Below are 16370 nucleotides of genomic sequence, written 5' to 3'. Positions count from 1 at the left end.
GTAGAGCAGCAGCAATTGGCGCTGGACTAAACAAAGGCCCCCTTTTAGGGGGCTCACACAAAGCCACCTTCTTTAGATGGTGGTAATTTACTTTAATGGCTACCAAGCGAAGAGGAATGTATGGGGTTTGGAATATTCCCGATTATTTTTCACTCAGCGCTTGCAACCTAAAGTGTGATCTGTATAATGCAGCGCACTGGTTAAGCCAGTTGTGAACCAATGAGCAGTGAGGAGCGAGCAAATCTAAGGATTTGTGAGGTAATGTATACTCAGCTTATGTTCGCGGTTAATACAATTAGCTATCTTTTCTTCGGAAAAACTATCCTCAAAGGTGACTTTGGCATATAGGGATAGTTAATCGAAAATTAACTGACAATGCGTCCTAATCTTGGATGCTACGGTTTCACATAAATCAATCGGCATTCTCTCGTCTCGACGAGTTTGAGTGGCGATATTGTTTGTGTAATTTATTAAATTTGGAGCTCTGTCTCATGCAGAACCAACGTATCCGTATCCGCCTAAAAGCTTTCGATTACAAACTAATCGATGCTTCTACAGCGGAAATCGTTGAAACAGCTAAGCGCACTGGCGCACAGGTTCGTGGTCCAATCCCACTGCCAACTCGTAAAGAGCGTTTCACAGTTCTTATCTCTCCACACGTTAACAAGAAAGCACGTGACCAGTACGAAATCCGTACTCACAAGCGTCTAATCGACATCGTTGAGCCAACAGACAAGACTGTTGATGCTCTAATGCGTCTAGACCTTGCTGCGGGCGTTGACGTTCAAATTAGCCTAGGTTAAGGGAGATTAGAAGTATGATTGGTCTAATCGGTCGTAAAGTGGGCATGACCCGCGTATTTACTGAAGAAGGCGTTTCTATCCCAGTAACAGTTGTTGAGGTTGAAGCTAACCGTGTTTCTCAAGTGAAAACTCTTGAAACTGACGGCTACGCAGCAATCCAGGTTACAGCTGGTTCTAAGAAAGCTAACCGTGTAAACAAAGCTGAAGCAGGTCACTTTGCTAAAGCTGGCGTTGAAGCTGGTCGCGGTCTTTGGGAATTCCGTTTAGAAAACGGCGAAGAGTTCGAAGTTGGTTCAGAACTAACTGTTGAACTATTCAACGAAACTAAGAAAGTAGACGTTACTGGTACATCTAAGGGTAAAGGTTTCCAAGGCGCTGTTAAGCGTTGGAACTTCCGTACTCAAGATATGACTCACGGTAACTCATTGTCTCACCGTGCTCCTGGTTCTATCGGTCAATGTCAGACTCCAGGTCGCGTATTTAAAGGCAAGAAAATGGCAGGTCACATGGGTGCTGAGCGTGTAACGACTCAAAACCTAGAGATCGTACGTGTTGACGCTGAGCGCAACCTGCTTCTTATTAAAGGTGCAGTCCCAGGCGCAACTGGCGGCAACGTGATCGTTAAACCAGCTGTTAAAGCATAACGTCTCAGGAGTAAGTAATGGAACTAATGGTTAAAGGTGCCGATGCACTAACTGTTTCCGAAACTACTTTCGGACGTGAGTTTAACGAAGCTCTTGTACACCAAGTAGTTGTTGCGTACGCAGCAGGTGCTCGTCAAGGTACTCGTGCTCAAAAAACACGTTCAGAAGTTTCTGGCGGTGGCGCTAAGCCATGGCGTCAAAAAGGTACTGGCCGTGCGCGTGCTGGTACAATCCGTAGCCCAATCTGGCGTACAGGTGGTGTTACTTTTGCTGCGAAACCACAAGATCACAGCCAAAAAGTAAACAAAAAAATGTACCGTGGTGCTATGAAGAGCATTCTTTCTGAGCTTGTTCGTCAAGAGCGTCTAATCGTTGTTGATAACTTCTCAGTTGAAGCACCAAAGACTAAAGAGCTAGTTGCTAAGCTTAAAGAGCTTGAGCTAACTGACGCTCTAATCGTGACTAGCGAAGTAGATGAGAATCTATTCCTAGCTGCTCGTAACCTATACAAAGTTGACGCACGTGATGTTGCTGGTATCGATCCAGTATCTCTAATCGCGTTTGACAAAGTTGTAATGACTGCAGAAGCAGTTAAGCAAGTAGAGGAAATGCTAGCATGATCACTGAAGAGCGTATCCTAAAAGTTCTACGTGCACCGCACATCTCTGAAAAAGCAACTATGGCAGCTGAGAAAGCGAACACTATCGTTTTCAAAGTAGCTAAAGATGCGACTAAAAAAGAGATCAAAGCAGCTGTAGAAAAGCTATTTGAAGTTGAAGTTAAGTCTGTAAATACTCTTATCACTAAGGGTAAGACCAAACGTCAAGGTCTACGCCAAGGTCGCCGCAGCGACGTTAAGAAAGCGTACGTTACTTTGAAAGAAGGTCAAGATCTTGACTTCGTTGGCGGCGCGGAATAACAGGAGTAGTTAAAAATGGCTATTGTTAAATGTAAGCCGACTTCCCCTGGTCGTCGTCACGTTGTTAAAGTTGTTAACGCTGACCTACACAAGGGCAAGCCATACGCACCTCTTCTAGAGAAAAACTCTAAGAACGGTGGTCGTAACAACAAGGGTCGTATCACAGTACGTCACATCGGCGGTGGTCACAAGCACCACTACCGTGTAGTTGACTTCAAACGTACTAAAGATGGTATTCCAGCGACAGTTGAGCGTCTTGAATACGATCCAAACCGTAGCGCAAACATTGCTCTAGTTCTTTACAAAGACGGTGAGCGTCGCTACATCCTAGCACCTAAAGGTGTTGTAGCTGGTGATGTTATTCAGTCTGGTGTTGATGCACCAATCAAAGCTGGTAACACTCTACCAATGCGTAATATCCCAGTAGGTTCAACAGTACATAACGTTGAACTTAAGCCTGGTAAAGGTGGTCAGCTAGCTCGTTCGGCTGGTGCTTACGCTCAAATCGTTGCTCGCGACGGTGCGTACGTAACTATCCGTCTACGTTCTGGCGAGATGCGCAAAGTTCTTTCTGAAGGCCGTGCAACAATCGGTGAAGTTGGTAACTCTGAGCACATGCTACGTGAACTTGGTAAAGCAGGTGCATCACGTCATCGCGGTATCCGTCCAACGGTTCGTGGTGTTGTAATGAACCCGATTGACCACCCACATGGTGGTGGTGAAGGCCGTACTTCTGGTGGTCGTCACCCAGTATCTCCTTGGGGTATGCCTACTAAAGGCTTCAAGACTCGTAAGAACAAACGCACTGACAAGTACATCGTACGTCGTCGTAACAAGTAATCTATATAAAGAGGAATCGCCATGCCACGTTCTCTCAAGAAAGGTCCTTTTATTGACCTACACTTGCTGAAGAAGGTAGAGAAAGCGGTGGAAAGCGGAGACAAAAAGCCTATTAAGACTTGGTCCCGTCGTTCAATGATCATCCCTACGATGATCGGTTTGACCATCGCTGTCCATAATGGTCGTCAGCACGTACCAGTATTTGTAACTGATGAAATGATCGGTCACAAACTGGGTGAATTCGCACCAACACGCACTTACCGCGGTCACGCTGCGGATAAGAAAGCTAAGAAGCGCTAAGGAGTAGATAATGGAAGCAATTGCTAAACATAACTTTGCTCGCATTTCGCCTCAGAAAGCTCGCTTAGTTGCGGATCTAATCCGTGGTAAATCTGTTGACCAAGCTCTAGAAATCCTAACGTTCAGCAACAAAAAAGCTGCTGCACTAGTTAAGAAAGTTCTAGAGTCTGCTATCGCTAACGCGGAGCACAACGAAGGTGCAGATATTGACGATCTGAATGTCGCAAAAATCTTTGTAGATGAAGGCCCAACCATGAAGCGTATTATGCCTCGTGCTAAAGGTCGTGCGGATCGTATCTTGAAGCGTTCAAGCCACATCACTGTTGTTGTAGCAGATCGCTAGAGACTAGGAGAGTAAGCAATGGGTCAAAAAGTACATCCAAATGGTATTCGTCTAGGCATCGTTAAGCCTTGGAATGCTACATGGTTTGCTAACACCAAAGATTTCGCTGACAACCTAGACGGCGACTTCAAGGTACGTCAGTTCCTTACAAGTGAACTGAAAAAAGCGTCTCTATCACGTATCGTTATCGAGCGTCCTGCTAAGAGCATCCGTGTGACTATTCACACTGCTCGTCCAGGCGTTGTTATCGGTAAGAAAGGTGAAGACGTTGAGAAGCTACGCGCAGCTGTAGCTAAAATTGCAGGTGTACCAGCGCAAATTAACATCGCTGAAGTACGTAAGCCTGAACTAGATGCGCAACTTGTTGGTGACAGCATCGCGTCTCAGCTAGAGCGTCGTGTTATGTTCCGTCGTGCTATGAAGCGCGCAGTACAAAACGCAATGCGCCTAGGCGCTAAAGGTATCAAAGTGGAAGTAAGCGGTCGTCTAGGCGGCGCTGAAATCGCACGTTCAGAGTGGTACCGTGAAGGCCGTGTGCCTCTACACACTCTACGTGCTGACATTGATTACGCAACTTCTTCGGCTCACACTCAATACGGTGTGATCGGCATTAAAACTTGGATCTTCAAAGGTGAAATCCTAGGTGGTATGCCAGCAGCTAACGCTGTAGAGCCTAAAGGCGACAAGCCTAAGAAGCAGCGTAAAGGCCGTAAGTAAGGAGTCGACAGATGCTACAACCTAAACGTACTAAGTTCCGTAAGGTTCAGACTGGTCGTAACCGTGGTCTAGCTAAAGGTACTGATGTAAGCTTCGGCGAATTCGGTCTTAAAGCTGTTGGCCGTGGTCGTCTAACTGCTCGTCAAATCGAAGCGGCACGTCGTGCAATGACACGTCACGTTAAGCGTCAAGGTAAAATCTGGATCCGTGTGTTCCCAGACAAACCAATCACAGAAAAACCACTTGAAGTTCGTCAAGGTAAGGGTAAAGGTAACGTTGAGTACTGGGTAGCCCAAATCCAACCTGGTAAGGTTATGTACGAAATGGGTGGTGTACCTGAAGAATTGGCACGTGAAGCGTTCCGTCTTGCGGCACGTAAACTGCCTTTCAAAACTACATTTGTAACTAAGCAGGTGATGTGATGAAAGCACAAGATCTACGCGAGAAAAGCGTTGAAGAGCTTAACGCTGAGCTAATGAATTTGCTACGCGAACAGTTCAACTTGCGCATGCAAGCTGCGACTGGTCAACTACAGCAAACTCATACTCTGAAAGCTGTACGCCGTGATATCGCACGTGTGAAAACTGTTTTGACTGAGAAGGCAGGCGCATAATGAGCGAAGTAAAACGTACTCAACAAGGTCGTGTTGTTAGCGACAAGATGGACAAGTCTATCACTGTTGCTATCGAACGTTTCGTAAAACACCCAATCTACGGTAAATACGTAAAACGTACGACTAAAGTACACGCACATGACGAGAACAACGAGTGTGGCCTAGGCGACACAGTTGAAATCGCAGAGTGTCGTCCACTGTCTAAGACTAAGTCTTGGACTTTGGTAAAAGTTCTAGAAAAGGCGAAGATTTAATCTCGTTAATTCTATGAAACTAAAGCGGCTCCAAAATATTTTTGGAGCCGTTTATTTTTTGACTACCCAATCACAAAAAAGGGTGGTACAATTCGCGTCCCTTTTAAAGAGGCAGCCCGACCCGTGATGGGTCTAGTTATTAATATTTAGCGGAGCACTAACATGATCCAAATGCAAAGTATGCTGGACGCAGCTGATAACTCAGGCGCACGCAGCGTAATGTGTATTAAGGTTCTGGGTGGCTCTCACCGCCGTTATGCACATATCGGTGACGTCATCAAAGTTACTGTGAAGGAAGCAATCCCTCGCGGTAAAGTTAAAAAAGGTGATGTTCTGAAGGCGGTGGTAGTGCGCACCCGTAAAGGCGTACGTCGTCCTGACGGTTCTGTCATTCGCTTCGACCGAAATGCTTGCGTATTGCTAAACGACAATACTGAGCAACCAATCGGTACACGTATCTTTGGTCCTGTGACACGCGAACTTCGTGGCGATAAGTTCATGAAGATCGTTTCACTGGCTCCAGAAGTTCTGTAAGGAGCACGTAGAAATGGCAGCTAAAATCCGTCGTAATGACGAAGTAATCGTTCTTGCTGGTAAAGACAAAGGCAAGAAAGGTAAAGTAACTAAGGTTCTAGCAACTGGTAAAGTTATCGTTGAAGGTATCAACCTAGTTAAGAAACATCAGAAACCTGTTCCAGCTATGGGTATCCAAGGCGGTATCGTAGAGCAAGAAGCAGCTATCGACGTTTCTAACGTGGCTATCTTTAACGCAGCTACTGGTAAAGCTGACCGTATCGGTTTCCGTTTTGAAGACGGCAAAAAAGTTCGTTTCTTCAAGTCTAACGGCGAAACCGTTTCTAACTAATAGAAGTAATTTGGAGTTCTACTATGGCGAAACTGCATGATTACTACAAGTCGTCTGTAGTCGCTGAACTGACCAAACAGTTCGGTTACACAAGCGTCATGCAAGTCCCTAGAATCGAGAAAATCACCCTAAACATGGGTGTTGGTGAAGCAATCAACGATAAGAAACTGCTAGAAAATGCAGCGTCTGATATGGCAACGATCTCTGGTCAAAAGCCACTTATCACAAAAGCGCGCAAATCTGTTGCAGGTTTCAAAATCCGTGAAGGCTACCCTATCGGTTGTAAAGTAACCTTGCGTGGCGAACGTATGTGGGATTTTCTTGAGCGTTTAATTAACATCGCTCTTCCACGTGTACGTGACTTCCGTGGTGTTAGCGCTAAGTCTTTTGACGGTCGCGGTAACTACAGCATGGGCGTTCGCGAGCAAATCATCTTCCCGGAAATCGACTTTGATAAAGTTGATCGAGTACGCGGTCTAGACATCACTATTACGACGTCTGCTGGTACTGATGAGGAAGGCCGTGCTCTGCTGGCTGCCTTTAACTTCCCATTCCGTAAGTAAGGTGAAGGGTTACTGTTATGGCTAAAAATTCAATGAAAGCACGTGAAGCAAAACGTGCGAAGCTAGTAGCTAAGTTCGCTGAAAAGCGTGCAGCGCTAAAAGCTATCATCAGCGATGTAAACGCATCTGAAGAAGATCGTTGGAACGCGGTTCTTACACTGCAATCTCTTCCACGTGATTCAAGTGCATCACGTCAGCGCAACCGTTGCAACCAAACTGGTCGTCCACACGGTTACCTACGTAAGTTCGGTCTAAGCCGTATTAAGGTTCGTGAAGCTTGCATGAAAGGCGAGATTCCGGGTCTTCGTAAGGCTAGCTGGTAATTGCCACTTAATCATTTGGAGTAAATCATATGAGCATGCAAGATCCGATTTCGGATATGCTGACCCGTGTTCGTAACGGTCAGGCAGCAAACAAAGTTGCTGTAAAAATGCCTTCTTCAAAGCTTAAAGTTGCAATTGCTGCACTACTAAAAGCTGAAGGTTACATCGTTGACTTCGCTGTTGAAGGCGAAGCAAAACCTGAGCTAGAAGTTACACTTAAGTACTTCCAAGCTAAACCAGTAATCGAGCAACTTAAACGTGTTTCTCGTCCAGGTCTACGTGTTTACAAGAAGAAAGATGAACTTCCTTCTGTAATGGGTGGTCTTGGTATTGCTATCGTTTCTACTTCCAAGGGTCTTATGTCAGACCGCGCTGCACGTAAAGCAGGTCTTGGTGGTGAAATCATCGCTTACGTAGCTTAATAAGGAGTAGACTATGTCTCGTGTTGCAAAAGCACCTGTCGCTATTCCAGCTGGCGTAGAGGTGAAACTAAACGGCCAAGAAATCACTGTAAAAGGTGCGAAAGGCGAACTAACTCGCGTTCTTAACAACGCAGTTGTAATCGCTCAGGAAGAAAATAACCTGACTTTCGGTCCTAAAGAAGGTGTTGCTAACGCATGGGCTCAAGCAGGTACTGCTCGCGCTCTAGTTAACAACATGGTTGTTGGTGTTACTGAAGGCTTTACTAAGAAGCTAACTCTTAAAGGTGTAGGTTACCGTGCTGCTATCAAAGGCAACGCTGTAGGTCTAACACTAGGCTTCTCACACCCAGTTGAGCACGAGTTGCCAGCGGGTATTAAAGCTGAATGTCCAAGCCAAACTGAAATCGTGATCACTGGTGCTGACAAGCAACTAGTTGGTCAAGTTGCGGCTGACATTCGTTCTTACCGTGAGCCTGAGCCATACAAAGGCAAAGGTGTTCGTTACGCAGATGAAAATGTGCGTACTAAAGAAGCTAAGAAGAAGTAAGGTAACACTATGGATAAGAAAGCATCTCGCATCCGTCGTGCTACACGTGCACGTCGTAAGATTGCAGAACTGGGTGCGACTCGCCTAGTTGTACACCGTACTCCTCGTCACGTGTACGCACAGGTTATCGCGGCTAACGGCTCTGAGGTTATCGCAGCAGCTTCTACTGTAGAAAAAGCGATCCGTGAGCAAGTGAAATACACTGGTAACGTTGATGCAGCTAAAGCAGTGGGTAAAGCTATTGCTGAGCGCGCTCTAGAGAAGGGCGTAACTGCAGTTGCATTTGATCGTTCTGGTTTCCAATACCACGGTCGAGTAGCGGCGCTAGCAGAATCTGCTCGCGAAGCTGGTCTGAAATTCTAAGGTAGGGTTGGAAGATGGCTAAAGAACAACAAGTTCAAGCGAATGATTTGCAAGAAAAGCTAATCGCAGTTAACCGTGTTTCTAAAACGGTTAAAGGTGGTCGAATCATGAGCTTCACTGCACTAACAGTAGTTGGTGACGGTAACGGTCGTGTAGGTTTCGGTTACGGCAAAGCTCGTGAAGTACCTGCAGCGATTCAAAAAGCAATGGAAAAAGCGCGTCGTAACATGACTACGATCGCTCTAAACGAAGGCACTCTTCACCACCCAGTGAAAGGTCGCCATTCGGGCTCTAAAGTTTACATGCAGCCTGCTGCAGAAGGTACTGGTGTTATCGCAGGTGGTGCGATGCGTGCAGTACTAGAAGTTGCTGGTGTACACAACGTACTATCTAAAGCGTACGGTTCTACGAACCCTATCAACATCGTTCGTGCAACGATCGATGCACTAGGTAGCATGAAGTCACCAGAAATGGTTGCTGCTAAACGTGGTCTAACTGTTGAATCTATTTCGGAGTAAGAACACCATGGCAACTATTAAAGTAACTCAAACTAAAAGCTCAATTGGTCGTCTGCCAAAGCACAAAGCTACTTTGCGCGGTCTAGGTCTTCGTAAAATCAACCACACAGTAGAACTTGAAGATACTCCGTGTATTCGCGGTATGATCAACAAGGTTTACTACATGGTTAAAGTTGAGGAGTAATCAGAATGCGTTTGAATACTCTAGCACCGGCTGCTGGCGCGAAAACTTCTGCGAAGCGAGTAGGTCGTGGTATCGGTTCAGGCCTAGGTAAAACTGGTGGCCGTGGTCACAAAGGTCAAAAATCACGTTCTGGCGGCAGTGTTCGTCCAGGTTTCGAAGGCGGTCAGATGCCTCTGAAACAACGTCTACCAAAATTCGGTTTCACTTCTCGTAAGAGCCTAGTGTCTGCTGAAGTTCGTCTAGCTGAGCTAGCGAAAGTTTCTGGTGACGTAGTTGATCTAAACAGTCTTAAAGCTGCTAACATCATCACTAAGAACATCGAGTTTGTAAAAGTTGTTCTTTCTGGTGAAATCAACAAAGCAGTGACTGTTAAAGGTCTACGTGTGACTAAAGGCGCTAAAGCTGCAATCGAAGCTGCAGGCGGTAAAATCGAGGAATAATCTCGAGGAACGAGGTACAGATGGCTAAGAAACCAGGACAAGATTTTCGTAGTGCTCAGAGCGGCTTAAGTGAACTAAAGTCGCGCTTGTTATTCGTAATTGGTGCACTTTTAGTATTCCGAGCCGGCTCTTTTGTGCCGATTCCTGGTATTGACGCTGCTGTACTTGCCGATTTGTTCGAACAGCAAAAAGGTACCATCGTTGAAATGTTTAACATGTTCTCCGGTGGTGCTCTTGAGCGTGCATCTATATTAGCATTGGGCATCATGCCGTATATTTCGGCATCTATTGTTGTCCAATTGCTAACTGTAGTTCATCCAGCGTTAGCTGAACTCAAAAAAGAGGGTGAAGCAGGCCGTCGTAAGATAAGCCAATACACACGCTACGGCACGCTTGTACTTGCAACCTTCCAAGCTATAGGTATTGCAACTGGCCTACCAAACATGGTCGACAATCTGGTTGTTATCAACCAAACCATGTTTACGCTAATTGCTACCGTAAGTTTAGTAACCGGTACCATGTTCTTGATGTGGTTAGGTGAACAAATTACAGAGCGCGGAATTGGTAACGGTATTTCGATACTGATTTTTGCAGGTATTGTTGCTGGATTGCCTTCTGCAATCGGTCAAACAATCGAGCAAGCGCGTCAAGGTGAATTGCATGTACTTCTTCTGTTGCTAATCGCGGTATTAGCTTTTGCAGTAATTTACTTCGTTGTTTTCATGGAACGTGGTCAACGCCGAATCGTCGTTAACTATGCGAAACGTCAACAAGGTCGTAAAGTGTTTGCTGCGCAAAGCTCGCACTTGCCTCTTAAAATTAACATGGCAGGTGTAATTCCAGCGATTTTTGCATCAAGTATTATCTTGTTCCCAGGAACATTGGCTCAGTGGTTTGGTCAAAACGGTGAGAGCAGCGCGTTCGGTTGGTTAACTGACGTGTCTTTGGCTCTTAGCCCTGGTCAACCGTTGTATGTAATGCTTTATGCAGCAGCAATTATCTTCTTCTGTTTCTTCTACACGGCGTTGGTTTTCAACCCGCGTGAAACAGCAGATAACTTGAAGAAGTCTGGTGCATTCGTACCCGGTATCCGCCCAGGTGAGCAGACAGCGAAATACATTGATAAAGTAATGACACGTTTAACCCTTGCTGGTGCACTGTACATTACCTTTATCTGTCTGATTCCCGAGTTCATGATGGTCGCGTGGAACGTACGTTTCTACTTCGGCGGTACATCGCTACTAATCGTAGTTGTTGTAATTATGGACTTTATGGCACAGGTACAGACTCATCTGATGTCTCAACAGTATGATTCTGTGTTGAAGAAAGCGAATCTGAAAGGCTACGGCCGTTAATCCGGCGGTAGACTCAGTTTCATTTACGGAGTTTAGCAATGAAAGTTCGTGCTTCCGTTAAAAAAATCTGCCGTAACTGTAAAGTAATCAAGCGTAACGGTGTCGTTCGCGTGATTTGCAGTGAGCCAAAGCACAAACAGCGCCAAGGCTAATTAGCAGAAATTTTTACTTGAAAATGAAGGTTGGGTCGAGTATATTCCTCGGCCTACCTTTTGCGTGCAAAAGAAGTAGTATTCCGCAGCGTATCCATAACGGGCTTTGCTGCGGCTAATTCTTTTATAGAAACACTTAGGAGTGAATAATGGCCCGTATAGCAGGCATTAACATTCCTGATCAGAAACATGCAGTAATCGCTCTAACAGCGATCTACGGCATCGGTAAAACTCGCTCTCAAGCTATCCTAGCTGAAGTGGGTATTGCTGAAAATGTTAAGATCAGTGAACTAACTGAAGAGCAGATCGATCAACTGCGTGATGGTGTAGCTAAGTACACTGTAGAAGGTGATCTACGTCGTGAAGTATCTATGAACATCAAGCGTCTTATGGACCTTGGCTGTTACCGTGGTCTTCGTCATCGTCGCAGTCTACCACTACGTGGACAGCGTACTAAAACCAACGCTCGCACCCGTAAGGGTCCGCGTAAGCCGATCAAGAAATAATCGGGAAGGTAGAGTACAATGGCTAAACAACCAACTCGCGCTCGTAAGCGCGTACGCAAGCAAGTTGCAGATGGCGTTGCGCACATCCATGCTTCTTTCAATAACACAATCGTAACCATTACTGACCGTCAAGGTAACGCTCTTGCATGGGCTACTGCAGGTGGTTCTGGTTTCCGTGGTTCTCGTAAGTCTACTCCGTTCGCTGCACAGGTTGCTGCTGAGCGTTGTGCTGAAATGGCTAAAGAATACGGCCTAAAGAACTTGGAAGTTATGGTTAAGGGTCCTGGTCCAGGTCGCGAATCTACTGTTCGTGCACTAAACGCCGCTGGTTTCCGCATCACAAACATCGTTGATGCTACACCAATCCCTCATAACGGTTGTCGTCCACCTAAGAAACGTCGCGTATAACGTTTCTAGGACAATTGGAGAAGAATCATGGCAAGATATTTGGGTCCTAAGCTGAAGCTTAGCCGTCGTGAAGGCACTGACTTATTCCTTAAGTCTGGTGTTCGCGCGATCGATACCAAGTGTAAAATTGATAACGCACCAGGTGTACACGGCGCTCGTCGCGGTCGTCTATCTGAGTATGGCGTTCAGCTTCGTGAGAAGCAAAAAGTACGTCGTATGTACGGCGTTCTAGAAAAACAATTCCGTAACTACTACAAAGAAGCTGCTCGCCTAAAAGGCAACACTGGTGAAAACCTACTTCAGCTTCTTGAAGGTCGTCTTGATAACGTAGTTTACCGCATGGGCTTTGGCGCAACTCGCGCAGAAGCACGTCAGCTAGTTAGCCACAAAGCTATCCTAGTAAACGGTAAAGTTGTAAACGTTCCTTCTTTCAAAGTAGCGGCTAATGACGTTGTTTCTATTCGCGAGAAAGCTAAACAGCAAGCTCGTATCAAAGCAGCTCTAGAAGTTGCTGAACAACGTGAAAAACCAACTTGGATTGAAGTAGATGGTGGCAAGATGGAAGGTACATTCAAGCGTATGCCTGAGCGTTCTGATCTATCAGCTGACATCAACGAACAATTGATCGTCGAGCTTTACTCTAAGTAAGGTTTAAACTAAAGAGAGGACACAATGCAGGGTTCTGTAACAGAATTTCTTAAGCCACGTCTAGTTGACATCGAACAAATCAGCTCGACTCACGCAAAAGTAACTCTTGAGCCATTAGAGCGTGGCTTTGGTCATACTCTGGGTAATGCACTTCGCCGCATCCTTCTATCTTCTATGCCAGGTTGTGCTGTAACAGAAGTAGAAATTGAAGGCGTACTTCATGAGTACAGCACGAAAGAAGGCGTTCAAGAAGATATTCTTGAAATTCTTCTAAACCTTAAAGGTTTGGCTGTGCGCGTTGCCGAAGGCAAAGATGAAGTGTTCATTACTTTGAACAAATCAGGCTCGGGCCCTGTGGTTGCAGGTGACATCACCCATGATGGTGATGTAGAGATCGCTAACCCTGAACACGTAATTTGTCACCTAACGGATGACAACGCTGAGATCGCAATGCGTATCAAAGTTGAACGTGGTCGTGGTTATGTTCCAGCTTCTGCGCGTATCCATAACGAAGAAGACGAGCGTCCTATCGGTCGCCTACTAGTAGATGCTACTTACAGCCCAGTAGACAAAATTGCCTACGCTGTAGAAGCTGCTCGTGTAGAACAGCGTACTGATCTAGACAAGCTTGTTATCGATATGGAAACAAACGGTACTCTAGAACCTGAGGAAGCAATCCGTCGTGCAGCTACAATCCTAGCTGAACAATTGGATGCATTCGTAGATCTTCGTGATGTACGAGTTCCTGAGGAGAAGGAAGAGAAGCCAGAATTCGATCCGATCCTACTGCGTCCTGTAGACGATCTTGAACTAACAGTTCGCTCTGCTAACTGTCTGAAAGCAGAAGCGATTCACTACATCGGTGATCTAGTACAACGTACTGAGGTTGAGCTACTTAAAACGCCTAACCTTGGTAAAAAATCTCTTACTGAGATTAAAGACGTACTTGCGTCACGTGGTCTGTCTCTGGGCATGCGCCTAGAAAACTGGCCACCTGCATCAATCGCTGAAGATTAATCGATACTAGTTAGAAGGATTAGGTCATGCGCCATCGTAAGAGTGGTCGTCAACTCAACCGCAACAGCTCACATCGCAAAGCGATGTTCAGCAACATGGCTAGCTCTCTAGTACGTCATGAAGTTATCAAGACTACTTTGCCAAAAGCAAAAGAGCTACGTCGCGTAGTTGAGCCTTTGATTACACTAGCTAAGACTGACAGTGTTGCTAACCGTCGTCTAGCATTTGCACGTACTCGTGACAACGAAGTAGTTGCAAAACTATTTAACGAACTAGGTCCACGTTTTGCTGCTCGTCAGGGCGGTTACACTCGTATCCTAAAAGCTGGCTTCCGTGCTGGTGATAAAGCTCCAATGGCTTACATTGAGCTTGTAGATCGCCCAGCTGCTGAAGAAGCTGCTGAGTAATCAGTTCGTAAGAACGAGAAAGCCGAGCATTAGCTCGGCTTTTTTGTATCTGTAATTCAGTAAACCTTTATATCCAGCCTGCATTTATTTCAACCCATGCAGACTGGCAATTTAAAAAGTGATTATCACTTACGCTTATTTACTAGTATTCCACAACCCGCCCAACGAACTTAGAAGCCCTTCGCTAGCGCCTTGCTTGTTCAAGTAATCCAAGATTACTGGAGCAAACTGACTGATCATAGATGGGTCTAAACCTAACGTATCGAATGCACTTTTTACTGCACTGATATTCTCAATATTTCCTAGTAAGCTTTGTGCTCCTTGTAAGTTTGAAAGTCCAGGAATCAAAGACTGTAATTCACTACTATTTTCTTGCGAAAGCTGGCTTTGAGCCAAAGCGAGTAGCGCACCACTGCCTCCGGCTGCTTGCTCAGTGGATACTGGTAATTGGCTAGTTAGCATGTCTGTTAATGGAGAAGACTCGGTGTTCAAGCTGCTGCCGACCATGTCCATCAGGCCACTTTCTTTACTTTTTTGAGTGACTGAATCTAAGAATGCGTGCGCACTACCAATGTTGATTGATAGGAGTGCTAGAGTTAGGAGTGTTTTACGCATAGTACCTCCAAAGGTTGAGCGTTTTTTAAAAGTGATTTTATTTTTAAAGGCTATCAGAGTGAAAGGTTCAGAGGTGAGAAAGTCTATTCAGTTTAGACAAAAAAACGGCGCTAGTGCGCCGTTTTATTTAATCGTAATTGAAAATGGTTTCAATTAGATAATATCTAATAGTTCTACTTCGAAAACTAAAGCTGCAAATGGAGGGATAGCCGCACCAGCGCCACGCTCACCGTACGCAAGATCTTGTGGTACGTATAGCTTCCACTTAGAGCCAACAGGCATTAGTTGTAGTGCCTCTACCCAACCTTTGATTACACCTGTAACAGGGAATTCAGCAGGTTGACCGCGAGATACAGAGCTATCGAATACAGTACCGTCAGTTAGCTCACCGTGGTAGTGAACGCGAACTGAGCTTTCTGCTGTAGGAACTGCACCAGTACCTTCAGAAATGATTTCGTACTGAAGACCAGAGTCTAGAACGTTAACTTCAGGTCGTAGAGCGTTGTCTTTTAGGAACGCTTCGCCTTCTGCTGCTGCAATTTTTGCTGCTTCTTGGCGAGCTGTTTCTGCACGAGTGTGAAGTTCTTGTAGTGCTTTGTTGATTTCATCAATTTCGATTGATGGCATGTCACCAGTTAGTGCTGTTGCAATACCCGCTGCGATAGCATCAACGCTAAGACCTTCAAGACCAGAGCCTGCAAGTTGCTGACCCATTTGCAGACCAATGCCGTAGCTTGCTTTTTGTTCTGCAGTTTCAAATTTAATTTCAGACATGAATGTCGCTCTTATTAGGAGTGATAAAGGTAACAGGATATCAGTTTCGGGCTTAGGTTTAAATGATTGCGACTGAATGCTTAATTGAGGCGGCCAGGTTGTGACTTATCTCTTACTCCAAGTGAAATTTCTGCTAATTTAATCCCAATTCCATTTTAGTTTGGTGAAAAACATATACTCTCCGCGTCGGTATTTTTATACTGGCCGTAGAAGTATTAAGGGACTCATTACAATGAATCGTCGCAGAAAGAAAAAGCAGCAAGTCGACTATGTCGAGTTGGTTAAACAAAAATTCGCTGCTATCGACTGGAAGCAGCCGTTCAACAAAGAGCAATGGTTGGAGCGTATACAGCCTGTTAAGCAGTTTTGGTTGCGCCTGCCTAAATTTCATCAGCGTGCTTTGATGGTCTTAGTGCCATTGATTCTGGTACTCCTTGTTATTCCTTTGCCGAATAAAACAGACCAGCCAGTTGAGCAGACTGAGGTCGATCATCAACGCGTAGCGATTGAGCTGAACGCGCAGAGTTTAAGCCAGCAGAGAACCTCTCAGAACTCTGGACCGAAATCTGAAGACTGGAAAGAGTACACGGTTAAAAATGGTGATACATTAGCGCAGGTTTTCAGAAGTAATCAGCTCTCTATGGCGGATCTTAGCGCTCTAGTCAAAATAGAAGGCAGTGATAAGCCGCTAAGCCAAATAAAGCAGGGACAGTTGATTCGCTTTAAGCTTAGTGACGAAGGCGAGTTAGATATGCTACAGCTGGAAAAAAGCGGGCGGTCCGTTATGTTTTTCCGTTTATCGGATGGGTCCTTTGGGCGTAACAAGTAAA

At 45.5% G+C, this 16370-nt stretch carries 31 protein-coding genes; 29 read left to right on the top strand and 2 right to left on the bottom strand.

All coding sequences use genetic code 11. The features are described from left to right. The first annotated feature begins 491 nt into the window (after positions 1-491). The 28 genes from rpsJ to rplQ all read left to right on the top strand — a co-directional run bounded on the left by rpsJ (position 492) and on the right by rplQ (position 14151). Entirely contained in the window at positions 492-803 is a 312-nt protein-coding gene (gene rpsJ, locus R7E51_RS20290; protein ID WP_004410492.1) for a 30S ribosomal protein S10, read from the top strand. Between the two features lie 14 nt (positions 804-817). Continuing rightward, complete coding sequence (gene rplC, locus R7E51_RS20285; protein WP_005379555.1) at positions 818-1447, top strand: 50S ribosomal protein L3; 630 nt, start codon at positions 818-820, stop codon at positions 1445-1447. 17 nt (positions 1448-1464) lie between these two features. Next, a complete protein-coding gene (rplD, locus tag R7E51_RS20280; protein ID WP_005379556.1) occupies positions 1465-2067 on the top strand; it encodes a 50S ribosomal protein L4 in 603 nt (200 codons plus the stop codon). Beyond that, complete coding sequence (rplW, locus tag R7E51_RS20275; protein WP_004398471.1) at positions 2064-2366, top strand: 50S ribosomal protein L23; 303 nt, start codon at positions 2064-2066, stop codon at positions 2364-2366. The genes rplD and rplW overlap by 4 nt, the downstream gene beginning before the upstream one ends. A gap of 15 nt (positions 2367-2381) precedes the next feature. Next, positions 2382-3206, top strand: a complete 825-nt coding sequence (rplB, locus tag R7E51_RS20270) for a 50S ribosomal protein L2 (protein ID WP_005383168.1) — start codon at positions 2382-2384, stop codon at positions 3204-3206. Between the two features lie 21 nt (positions 3207-3227). After that, on the top strand, positions 3228-3506 hold the full coding sequence (gene rpsS, locus R7E51_RS20265; RefSeq protein WP_004394525.1) for a 30S ribosomal protein S19: 279 nt from the start codon (positions 3228-3230) through the stop codon (positions 3504-3506). Between the two features lie 10 nt (positions 3507-3516). Then, positions 3517-3849: a 50S ribosomal protein L22 gene (rplV, locus tag R7E51_RS20260; RefSeq protein ID WP_005383164.1), complete on the top strand. Its 333-nt coding sequence runs from the start codon at positions 3517-3519 to the stop codon at positions 3847-3849. An 18-nt stretch (positions 3850-3867) separates the two neighbouring features. Further along, entirely contained in the window at positions 3868-4566 is a 699-nt protein-coding gene (gene rpsC / locus R7E51_RS20255; RefSeq protein WP_005383161.1) for a 30S ribosomal protein S3, read from the top strand. Between the two features lie 11 nt (positions 4567-4577). Beyond that, a complete protein-coding gene (rplP, locus tag R7E51_RS20250; RefSeq protein WP_005379577.1) occupies positions 4578-4988 on the top strand; it encodes a 50S ribosomal protein L16 in 411 nt (136 codons plus the stop codon). Beyond that, positions 4988-5179 (top strand): 50S ribosomal protein L29, encoded by a 192-nt coding sequence (rpmC, locus tag R7E51_RS20245; protein ID WP_005379576.1) that lies wholly within the window; start codon positions 4988-4990, stop codon positions 5177-5179. Before rplP ends, rpmC begins: the two co-directional genes overlap by 1 nt. Then, positions 5179-5433 (top strand): 30S ribosomal protein S17, encoded by a 255-nt coding sequence (gene rpsQ, locus R7E51_RS20240; protein WP_005379575.1) that lies wholly within the window; start codon positions 5179-5181, stop codon positions 5431-5433. The genes rpmC and rpsQ overlap by 1 nt, the downstream gene beginning before the upstream one ends. 162 nt (positions 5434-5595) lie before the next feature. Continuing rightward, positions 5596-5967, top strand: a complete 372-nt coding sequence (rplN, locus tag R7E51_RS20235) for a 50S ribosomal protein L14 (RefSeq protein ID WP_004410450.1) — start codon at positions 5596-5598, stop codon at positions 5965-5967. 13 nt (positions 5968-5980) lie between these two features. Continuing rightward, the gene (gene rplX / locus R7E51_RS20230) at positions 5981-6298 is read left to right on the top strand and encodes a 50S ribosomal protein L24 (RefSeq protein ID WP_005379574.1); all 318 of its coding nucleotides are present in this window, start codon (positions 5981-5983) and stop codon (positions 6296-6298) included. A gap of 23 nt (positions 6299-6321) precedes the next feature. Continuing rightward, positions 6322-6861 carry a 50S ribosomal protein L5 gene (rplE, locus tag R7E51_RS20225; protein ID WP_005379573.1) on the top strand — a complete coding sequence of 180 codons (540 nt, stop codon included), beginning with the start codon at positions 6322-6324 and terminating at the stop codon, positions 6859-6861. Positions 6862-6878: 17 nt separating this feature from the next. Then, positions 6879-7184, top strand: a complete 306-nt coding sequence (rpsN, locus tag R7E51_RS20220; protein WP_004410442.1) for a 30S ribosomal protein S14 — start codon at positions 6879-6881, stop codon at positions 7182-7184. Between the two features lie 29 nt (positions 7185-7213). Continuing rightward, positions 7214-7606, top strand: coding sequence for a 30S ribosomal protein S8 (rpsH, locus tag R7E51_RS20215; RefSeq protein WP_005379572.1), 393 nt, complete (start codon positions 7214-7216; stop codon positions 7604-7606). 13 nt (positions 7607-7619) lie between these two features. Beyond that, positions 7620-8153 (top strand): 50S ribosomal protein L6, encoded by a 534-nt coding sequence (gene rplF / locus R7E51_RS20210; RefSeq protein WP_005379570.1) that lies wholly within the window; start codon positions 7620-7622, stop codon positions 8151-8153. Between the two features lie 9 nt (positions 8154-8162). Continuing rightward, on the top strand, positions 8163-8516 hold the full coding sequence (gene rplR / locus R7E51_RS20205; RefSeq protein ID WP_005379568.1) for a 50S ribosomal protein L18: 354 nt from the start codon (positions 8163-8165) through the stop codon (positions 8514-8516). A 14-nt stretch (positions 8517-8530) separates the two neighbouring features. After that, positions 8531-9034 carry a 30S ribosomal protein S5 gene (gene rpsE, locus R7E51_RS20200; RefSeq protein ID WP_004745894.1) on the top strand — a complete coding sequence of 168 codons (504 nt, stop codon included), beginning with the start codon at positions 8531-8533 and terminating at the stop codon, positions 9032-9034. A 7-nt stretch (positions 9035-9041) separates the two neighbouring features. Continuing rightward, entirely contained in the window at positions 9042-9218 is a 177-nt protein-coding gene (rpmD, locus tag R7E51_RS20195; RefSeq protein WP_005379565.1) for a 50S ribosomal protein L30, read from the top strand. A 5-nt stretch (positions 9219-9223) separates the two neighbouring features. After that, positions 9224-9658, top strand: a complete 435-nt coding sequence (gene rplO / locus R7E51_RS20190; RefSeq protein WP_005383155.1) for a 50S ribosomal protein L15 — start codon at positions 9224-9226, stop codon at positions 9656-9658. Between the two features lie 20 nt (positions 9659-9678). After that, on the top strand, positions 9679-11013 hold the full coding sequence (secY, locus tag R7E51_RS20185; protein WP_005379562.1) for a preprotein translocase subunit SecY: 1335 nt from the start codon (positions 9679-9681) through the stop codon (positions 11011-11013). 38 nt (positions 11014-11051) lie between these two features. Beyond that, positions 11052-11165, top strand: coding sequence for a 50S ribosomal protein L36 (gene rpmJ, locus R7E51_RS20180; protein ID WP_000868186.1), 114 nt, complete (start codon positions 11052-11054; stop codon positions 11163-11165). 149 nt (positions 11166-11314) lie between these two features. Next, positions 11315-11671, top strand: a complete 357-nt coding sequence (gene rpsM, locus R7E51_RS20175; RefSeq protein WP_005383154.1) for a 30S ribosomal protein S13 — start codon at positions 11315-11317, stop codon at positions 11669-11671. A gap of 18 nt (positions 11672-11689) precedes the next feature. Next, positions 11690-12079, top strand: a complete 390-nt coding sequence (gene rpsK, locus R7E51_RS20170; protein ID WP_001118870.1) for a 30S ribosomal protein S11 — start codon at positions 11690-11692, stop codon at positions 12077-12079. A gap of 27 nt (positions 12080-12106) precedes the next feature. Beyond that, the gene (gene rpsD, locus R7E51_RS20165; protein ID WP_005383146.1) at positions 12107-12727 is read left to right on the top strand and encodes a 30S ribosomal protein S4; all 621 of its coding nucleotides are present in this window, start codon (positions 12107-12109) and stop codon (positions 12725-12727) included. Between the two features lie 24 nt (positions 12728-12751). Next, a complete protein-coding gene (locus tag R7E51_RS20160) occupies positions 12752-13744 on the top strand; it encodes a DNA-directed RNA polymerase subunit alpha (RefSeq protein WP_005383143.1) in 993 nt (330 codons plus the stop codon). Between the two features lie 26 nt (positions 13745-13770). Continuing rightward, the gene (gene rplQ / locus R7E51_RS20155) at positions 13771-14151 is read left to right on the top strand and encodes a 50S ribosomal protein L17 (RefSeq protein WP_005383141.1); all 381 of its coding nucleotides are present in this window, start codon (positions 13771-13773) and stop codon (positions 14149-14151) included. Between the two features lie 135 nt (positions 14152-14286). Here the strand turns inward: rplQ and R7E51_RS20150 are convergent, their stop codons facing one another. Together R7E51_RS20150 and R7E51_RS20145 are read right to left on the bottom strand one after the other, a co-directional pair. Further along, positions 14287-14766 (bottom strand): DUF2780 domain-containing protein, encoded by a 480-nt coding sequence (locus R7E51_RS20150; protein WP_017820297.1) that lies wholly within the window; start codon positions 14764-14766, stop codon positions 14287-14289. Positions 14767-14919: 153 nt separating this feature from the next. Beyond that, positions 14920-15540 carry an FKBP-type peptidyl-prolyl cis-trans isomerase gene (locus R7E51_RS20145; protein ID WP_005383137.1) on the bottom strand — a complete coding sequence of 207 codons (621 nt, stop codon included), beginning with the start codon at positions 15538-15540 and terminating at the stop codon, positions 14920-14922. A gap of 232 nt (positions 15541-15772) precedes the next feature. Here R7E51_RS20145 and R7E51_RS20140 point away from each other — a divergent pair, with 232 nt between their 5' ends. Beyond that, complete coding sequence (locus R7E51_RS20140) at positions 15773-16369, top strand: LysM-like peptidoglycan-binding domain-containing protein (protein ID WP_033906006.1); 597 nt, start codon at positions 15773-15775, stop codon at positions 16367-16369. Position 16370 lies beyond the last annotated feature (1 nt).

The sequence above is a fragment of the Vibrio sp. Vb1166 genome, from assembly GCF_033338695.1.
GTDB classification, from domain to species: domain Bacteria; phylum Pseudomonadota; class Gammaproteobacteria; order Enterobacterales; family Vibrionaceae; genus Vibrio; species Vibrio alginolyticus.
This window is presented reverse-complemented; position numbering and strand designations above follow the sequence as displayed.